A 7,982-nucleotide genomic window follows, 5' to 3' on the forward strand; every position below is an offset into this window, starting at 1 on the left:
GGCCAACCCTGTCCAGCCCAGCCTAAGACCCCAGCAGCCTTCCAGTGAGGTGAATACACCCAGTAACCCCTTTACCCCCCAGGAACAAAAGGGTGCCTTAAATAGCACGGAACTGGCCCAATTAAAGGCTCTCGCTCAGTCAGGTCCCCAGACCGAGGAAGACCTAGCTAGGTATGAGGCGTTCAGAACGAGAAAGGGCCTCAGTAGTGAAGAAATCGATCTGCTGAATGCCTTCTGGCGATATGTGCCGGAGTTCAAGAAGAGCCTGTACTACCAGGCCCTAGAAGCCCCTCGAAAGCCCTTTACAGCAGACCAGCTGCGGATGCTGAAGCTGGTAAACGCTGCCCGGGCTGAGCATGGGCTGAAGCCGGTTAAACTCTCTCCTGCCCTCTGTGAAGGGGCTGAGATTAGGGCGAGGGAGACTGGAGAGGCGTTACAGGGAATTAACACTTTAGCTGACTTTGAAGCTAAAGAAGCGGCTGGATGGAATCCACATAGTAGACTGGATGGCAGTCATCCGAATACCCTTATGAATGATTTGAATTTATCTCAGTTTAAAACCTATATACGATTTAACGAAAACCTAGCAACAAGATTTTACGCTAAAAATTATCTCTCTTCTGAGGCATTTAATGGGTGGATGAATTCCCCCGGACACCGTGCAAATATTTTAAACCCTAGTAATAAATTTATGGGTCTCGCCTATTCAGCGGGAGATAAAGACAATCAACACTGGGTACAAATTTTTGCAATCTAATCACCTTAGCCTTCCAAACCACCTTCGGGTGGTTTTTTTGTGCCTAATCTGCACAAAAACAGTGACATAAAAAAGTCCATATGATAGAGTGGATGCATAGTATTCAGATTATTCTTATTCCGTGGAGGACGTGTTATGGATAAACAGATTGACTTGAAAAACAATATTTTAGACGCCTTTATATTTTACGAAAATTTGTCTGAAGCAAAACTATCTAAGGACTTTAAGAAGTTAACTCGAGATAAATTAAGCTACAATGAATTAGAAAAGTTACTACCAAGAACAGGGGTCAAAAAATACACCCACTTAGTTCTGTGTATTAATGCACTTAGTTTCAAAGAGGTATTGGATAAATTAAGGAAAAAATATAATCTAAAAATAGTTGACGAAGAGGTAACTTGGGAGAAAACTTTTCAATACTCTTTGGTTTTTGACCATAAACTAAACCTTATTTCAGATGAAACTTTTATTTCTATTCCATACTATATTTATTTGCAAGGCGAGCTTATTAAAGATAGCAAAACCATTGCGGATTTCTCAGACTATTTAATTAAAGAAATAGATGAAATATATAAACAATCTAACCGTAATACGGAAAAGTTTTTATTGAACTTAATCGACTCATCTAATGCTCTTATTAGGGCCGATAATATTTATTATAAAGGCTTTCGTACTAAAGCTGAAATGAATACAAGTCTACACTCTTTCGTGATAAATGATCTAAAAGCAGCCAAGAAATGTAGCAACAGTCATCTTCTCAATCGTTTTTTAGGCGCAAGTTCAACGTCACACAAAATTAACCTAGATAGCACCAAGCCACAAGGCCAAGAACAGATTTTAGATATTTTAGCCCCTTGTAATTTTCCATTAGGTCGCTTTCCTAGCAACCCTAGCCATGCGCCTAGCTTAATGCAACAGGTAGCAATTAACTTGCGAATGATGGAAAGAGATAGGCTTTTGAGTGTAAATGGGCCTCCCGGAACTGGTAAAACTACACTTTTAAAAGATGTGTTTGCAGGATTGATTGTCCAAACCAGTAGAGAGATATCAAAATGTTTAGGTGAAGTCACTCTTGATGAAATTAGTGTTACCACTGAAAGTAGTGGTCAGAAGCAGACATTCCAAATGAAAAAACTTTCTCCGGAGCTATTAACGTCTAATTTTATTTTAGCAAGCTCAAACAACAAGGCACTTGAAAATGTTGTTGTTGATTTTTCGATTTGGGACGCTATCCATGATTCTTTTCAAAAACCGGATTATTTCCCTTTTGAGATAGAGGGTGAAGAGGGCGATTTTGCTACACAAAAAATGTGGGGATCCTTTTCACTCAGGGGAGGAGCGAAGGCAAAGCGCAGGAAAATTACCGAGCGGATAGACGAAATATGTTTAGAATTAAATCAGATGGGAAAAGACATTCATGGAGATTTTGAAGAGAAAAACTCATATCCACCTCCAGACTTTTTTCTAGAGATAGATTGTGGTGATTTTAATTCTCTCTATGATAAAGTTCAAGAAGAGATAAATAACACACAAAACGCATATGAAAAATTAAAGAAAATATCTGAAGTTAGGCAGGTTTTAGAAAGCTATCCTAGCTTGATAAAAGAATTAACTAATGAGGTCTTTACGATTTCTGAGTCTTTAAAGGAGCTTAATGATGACTTAGAAACGGCTCAAAAAGAAAATAATAAAATTCTTCAGACGAAGCCGAGATTTTTCCTTATTAAGAAACTACTCAGAGCAAAGGATGCTAAAATCTATTTAGATGAGATAAACAAAAGTGAGGAGATGATTAGTGAAGTATCTGGTTCCATTGAGGAAGGCCGCAATAATCTTGATGAAAAGAAAGATTTAATTGATCAATATAAAAGAGATTTAGAGCAGGCTGAAATAAATATGCAATCAATAGAAAAGATATTAGGGGATTTTAAAGAATTAAATAAACCGGTTTTAGATTTCAAAAAATCTTATCAGGAATTAGATTTCAAGAAATCTTATCAGGAAAATGAAAAAATAGCGCCATGGTTTAATGATGAGTTTAGAAAGAAACAGAGCCATTTATTTATAAAAGCATTAGGTGTTAGAAAGGCTTTTTTATCTAAGCATAGAGATTCATTAAAAGTTGCGAACCTAATCCTTAATGATGATAATAAATGGAAAATAAAGCAGCAAGAAAATGGGAGAGAAGTTCTTCTTGCTGCATGGAATTGGATTAACTTTGCAATCCCGGTCATTAGCACAACCTTTGCCAGTATGTCCAATATGTTTGACTTTGCTGGTTCCGAAGATTTACCTAACCTTTTTATTGATGAAGCTGGGCAGGCAGCTCCACAAGATTGTATAGGCGGACTAATGAGAGCAAGGCAAGTAATGGCCCTAGGCGATCCCTTTCAGATTGAGCCCGTAAAAACTTTAGACTCGCAAGTGTTAGGGGTGCTACAAAATCACTTTTTAGTTTCAGATCGATACCTTGCCGCAGAATCTTCCTGTCAGACCATCTTAGATGCTTCTGGTTCCTATGGCTTTAAAAAAGATGAAGATAAAGATAAAGATACATGGATTGGTATACCTCTGTGGGTGCATAGGAGGTGTGCAGAGCCGATGTTTTCAATTTCAAATGCTATCTCTTATGGCGAAAGAATGGTCCAAGGCCTTGAGAATAATATTGGATTTTCGGCTTGGTATGATGTTACAGGGACTGCTGATAACAAGTTTGTCCAAGAACAAGCCGAGTGTGTGGAGCAATTGTTAGAATACCTAATAACTGAAGAGGGCTATTCCAATAAAGATATGTATATTATCAGCCCATTCAGGAATGTTGCTATGAGGATTAAGGAGCATTTAAGAAAAGAACGCAAAGAGCATTTAATTCATAACACTAACGAGCAAATTGGTACCGTTCATACGTTTCAAGGTAAGCAGAACGATATAGTTATCCTCGTTATGGGTGCAGATAAAAACAGCTTGGGGGCAGCTAATTGGGCAGTATCTAAGCCCAATATAATGAATGTTGCTGCCACACGAGCAAAAAAGAGGTTCTATATTATTGGTGATAAAGGGCTATATAAAGGACTCCATTCGAATGTTGTTAATGAAACCTTAGATAAGATTGAGAATTATATTATCGGACTTAAAGAAAACTATCTCGACGGTTGATATATTAAATACATCTTCTGATTTACGATTGACCTTGTTGAATACATCTCGCAAAGAAATTCCATCTATATATAAATAATGGGGCTGTGCCGAATGATTTCACTCATTCTGACATAGCCCCATTGCGTTTAAATAAAATCCTCTTCCGGTTCTAGATCGGACACTTTTCTATAGTAAGGGGTTACAAGCTTTAGATTTTTGTGTAATAGCTGAGCAAACTGAATAAAACAACAATAATTATATGCAGAAGCTTTAGCATAACTATTAACCCTAAAAGATTGCTCGCCCAAATTGTTTTTAGAAAACAGATTGAAAACTCTTTCCTGCTCCTCATTTGTGAGCATATCAGGTTTATTGAATATTTCAGTCGTTATTTCTGATGGCCTAATGATTACACTATTTGAAAGGTTTTCTAAATCCACGCTATTATTTCCAAGAACAACCATAGAGTAAATAGGTATTTTTTTATCTTCTAATAAATTATCTTTAAGTAAAGATTTTATCGCTAGAATTTGTCTAGCCATCTGTGGTACTGGGGATGTTAGATCCGTCACTGCCTTTCTATTTTTGTCATAAAGCACCCATTTTCCTGATGGGTCAATTTTTAAGGTTTTGTTTTGTCCACCATAATTTTTTACTTCTAAAACAAAAATTCCTTTATCGTTTACAAGAACAATATCAATCTCTGTGGTTTTAGTTAAAGTATCAGCGCTTTTTAAGACAAGATTGTCTATAAAGCGCATTCCTGAGAAAGGCTTTAAAGCATCTATAACAGAGTTTTCGCCAGACATTCCCTTTTCTTCTTTTTTGAAATTGATGTATACATCTTCGTAGTTAGCGAAAAGATTGTTATAAAAAGCTCGCAGATACTTTATGATGTCAGTCCGACATTTCTTATTCACGCCTCGGTGTATATCAAAGATTGAGGAGAGGACTTTATTAAAGTGAACAGATAGTCTAGGGCAATCCGTTCCATTAAAATTTACTGTTTCATTAATATTGAGAAATAGTTTTTGCGAGGAAGCTAATTGTCGATTACATTCTAAAATATAGGATTTTATTAGATGTTGCTCTCGGGCATAAAAATTATTCAATTCCGACTTTTTTACATCTATTTGTTCTGGCTTATTAATAGTAGCCCAGCGCATAATATCCCATATTGAAACGCCATTGCAATCTAAATTTGAAAATTTCTTTTTGTTTTCAAAAGCTGCTTCTTTAAGTTTGTTAACAGTATTTTCTGTCAAATAGTACTCTTGATATTGCTTGGCTTGCTTTGTATTGCGTTTTATTTCTTCAAGTTCTGGACTGAAATAAAAATTCTTGTACATTAAATAGCACATAAAAACATAAACCCCAATAACTAAAAAGCATTTAAAAATATCAGAATGGTAGATGATTAAAAATTCTGCTAAGCTACCCGATGCTTGAAGAGTAGAAAGAATTCTTGAGCCAATCCGTAAGGAAAGATGAAATGTAAGCATAATGCATAAAGCAAATAAGGTGTTTTTTACTAAGCTTTTGTTCATTAGCGCCCCTCATTTCATTGTTTTATGATGTTAGTTCCCAAGCTATATGCCCTCTATAAGAATATCATGATTTCGGTTCTAAGTGTAGCAGATAACCTCTATCTCCAATTAAAAATCGCTAATAATTTTACTCTTACTACGGGATTGTAGTTGAATTAAAGGTTTTTTCTTTTACCCATAGAAAAAAGAGCCGGGCAATTGCTCGGCTCTTTCTGCTTCCTATATTAGATGGAGGCTCCTTTACTTAGGTCTGTGGCAATCCATACTTCTCTATCTTGGTTATCCAGGACGTAGTTGTGCCATACGGCGGATTCTGTTACGGCTGGGTCTCTAGTGTCGGAGAAGGTCCGGGTTGGTAGACCGTTGGTGTTGGGTTGGGTGTCTCTACCGGTGATTTGTTCCAGTTCTTTAATGAAGTCTAGGCGGTGGAGACGGGTCCCTGTTCTGTCTGTGCTGTAGTCGTAGCCGGGTAGGCCGGTGAGGCCGCAGGCTTTGAGCATCCGCCCGATTTGGTTTCGGGTGGCTACAAAGCGGAACTGGGCGTTCTCTGTACCGAACTGGACGTAGTCTTTGGTTTCCTCTAGGGGTGGGGTTGGCAGGAGTTCGTATTGTTTGAGGGCGCCAATGCCGACCATGAAACGGACGGCGTTGTTGGCCCAGGCGTTATTGAGGGTAAGGGTGTTGCTGGCGTAGTCTCTCCCCTGCATGAGTTCTTGCCTTTTTTCGGCGGTAATGGACCGGGCGATAAAGGCGGCTGCTTCTTCGGTAGAGAGGAAGTTTTTATCTGTGGTTGCGTAGGGTCCCCAGGTGCCATCTGTGTAACCGGCAGACAGGACGTGGTGGATTTTAGAGACGGGTTGTGGGTTATTGAAGCTAACGGTTACGTCTCCGGTAACGGGGTCGTGGGACTTGCTTTCTGCTGTGGCCTGGTTGACGTAGGGTTTGTCTGCTCCGTCGTTGGCGTGGAGGACTTTGAACTGGATAATAGCAGCTTTTCCGGGCTGGATGTCGCCTACCGGGATGGTGAGGGTATCTAGCATGGAGCTGCCATTGGGTTTGTAGCTGAAGTCTGTCCCCCAGGCTTTAGGGACGCCGTTAATGGTGAGGCTGTCACGGTAGAAGGTCAGGCGAGAGGTATCTAGGACATCTGTTACCTTAATATCTTTCCAGACCTTATCTGTTCTATTGGTTAGCTTAATGGTGTAGGTGTTTCTGGCACCGTCTCTGGTGGAGAGGTCTACAATATCCTTTTCAGCGGTCTTTTCGAGGGTGGGTTGGTCGTTGCTGGGTAGAGGAGGATCTGAATCTCTACCCCCTCCCTCTTCCGGTACTAATACCGGGGGGACTTTGACTTTATCGTCAGTAGCACCGCCTGTACCGTTTTCACCGGTGGCGTTGGCGGTGTTAATTAAGGTGACAGCGTTTTGCTTACGGAGCTTGTCCAGCTCGCTTTCGCTGGCCCCTTTTTTGTAGGTGACTTCCTTGGCAGTCCCTTTCTTGACTTGGACGGTATAGGTGACCTTTACGCTTTCACCGGGGGCAATATCCCCAATGGGCTGGGTCACTGTGCTGCCACCGACCATGGCTAGGCCTCCTCCGTCTGTTTTCCCTTGCAGGGTGGGCTGGCCAATGAGCTGGACTTCGGAAGGCAGGGTATCTACGACTATCTATTTTTAAATGGAATTGGTGAGCGTAATTTCGGCAAACCTAAAAAAACGTCTTGCCTATTCTAAAATACTTTTGCATGGGTAAAAGAAAACCGCCACTAGGGCGGTTTGGGTTAGAATTAAGTTTGGAAGAGTTGGATCCAGTTCTGCGTACTACCAGAATGGTAAGCAAAACCTGCATACGCATTGCTGGGATTAAGAATATTGCTACGGTGTCCGGAGGAGTTCATCCATCCAGCAAAAACATAATCAGCAGATTCAAAGTTTCTGCTATTAAATCCAGTTGCTAAGTTCTCATTTACATTAAAGTATTTGCTAAACTTTTCCAGACCCACATCATTTAGGACGGTTTTCGGGATATTACCGTCTAACCGGCTATGGGGGTTCCAACCGGCTGCCTCCTTAGCTTCATAGCCTTCGTAAGTAGGATTATCTTTTAGTGTTTCCGTAGTCTCCCTCGCCCTAATCTCAGCCCCTTCACAGAGGGCAGGAGAGAGCTTAACCGGCTTCAGGCCGTGCTCGGTCCGGGCAGCGTTTACCAGTTCCAGCATCCGCAGCTGGTCTGCTGTAAAAGGCTTTCTGGGGGCTTCTAGGGCCTGGTAGTACAGGCTCTTCTTGAACTCCGGCACATATTGCCAGAAGGCATTCAGTAGATCGATTTCCTCACTACTGAGGCCCTTTCTAGTCCTGAACGCCTCATACCTGGCCAGGTCTTCTTCGGTCTGGGGGCCTGACTTGGCCCTATCCTTTAACCAGGCTAATTCTTCACTTGTTAGGGCGCTCTTTTGTTCCTGGGGGGTAAAGGGGTTACTGGGTGTATTCACCTCACTGGAAGGCTTGCTAGGCGTTACGCTGGGCTGGACAGGGTTGGTG

5 protein-coding genes are annotated in these 7,982 nt (G+C 40.7%); 2 read left to right on the top strand and 3 right to left on the bottom strand.

Translation table 11 applies throughout. The features are described from left to right. Positions 1-757: CAP domain-containing protein (locus tag ACLGL1_RS09615; RefSeq protein ID WP_411008458.1), on the top strand; the 757-nt coding region annotated here is incomplete at its 5' end. Between the two features lie 135 nt (positions 758-892). After that, on the top strand, positions 893-3,913 hold the full coding sequence (locus ACLGL1_RS09620; RefSeq protein ID WP_411008459.1) for an AAA domain-containing protein: 3,021 nt from the start codon (positions 893-895) through the stop codon (positions 3,911-3,913). 128 nt (positions 3,914-4,041) lie between these two features. Here ACLGL1_RS09620 and ACLGL1_RS09625 read toward each other — a convergent pair whose 3' ends face one another. The 3 genes from ACLGL1_RS09625 to ACLGL1_RS09635 all read right to left on the bottom strand — a co-directional run. Beyond that, a complete protein-coding gene (locus tag ACLGL1_RS09625; RefSeq protein ID WP_411008460.1) occupies positions 4,042-5,442 on the bottom strand; it encodes a nuclease-related domain-containing protein in 1,401 nt (466 codons plus the stop codon). Positions 5,443-5,666: 224 nt separating this feature from the next. After that, positions 5,667-7,025 carry a hypothetical protein gene (locus ACLGL1_RS09630; protein WP_411008461.1) on the bottom strand — a complete coding sequence of 453 codons (1,359 nt, stop codon included), beginning with the start codon at positions 7,023-7,025 and terminating at the stop codon, positions 5,667-5,669. A 203-nt stretch (positions 7,026-7,228) separates the two neighbouring features. Further along, a partial coding sequence (locus ACLGL1_RS09635; RefSeq protein ID WP_411008462.1) for a CAP domain-containing protein occupies positions 7,229-7,982 on the bottom strand: 754 nt, incomplete at its 5' end.

Origin of the sequence: Peptococcus simiae (assembly GCF_046569735.1) — a bacterium.
Taxonomy (GTDB): Bacteria; Bacillota; Peptococcia; order Peptococcales; family Peptococcaceae; genus Peptococcus; species Peptococcus simiae_A.

Excerpts from the sequence above, each read along its gene's own strand:
- ACLGL1_RS09620 (WP_411008459.1), top strand. The coding sequence starts at position 893 with ATGGATAAACAGATTGACTTGAAAAACAATATTTTAGACGCCTTTATA.
- ACLGL1_RS09630 (WP_411008461.1), bottom strand. The coding sequence starts at position 7,025 with ATGGTCGGTGGCAGCACAGTGACCCAGCCCATTGGGGATATTGCCCCC.
- ACLGL1_RS09625 (WP_411008460.1), bottom strand. The coding sequence starts at position 5,442 with ATGAACAAAAGCTTAGTAAAAAACACCTTATTTGCTTTATGCATTATG.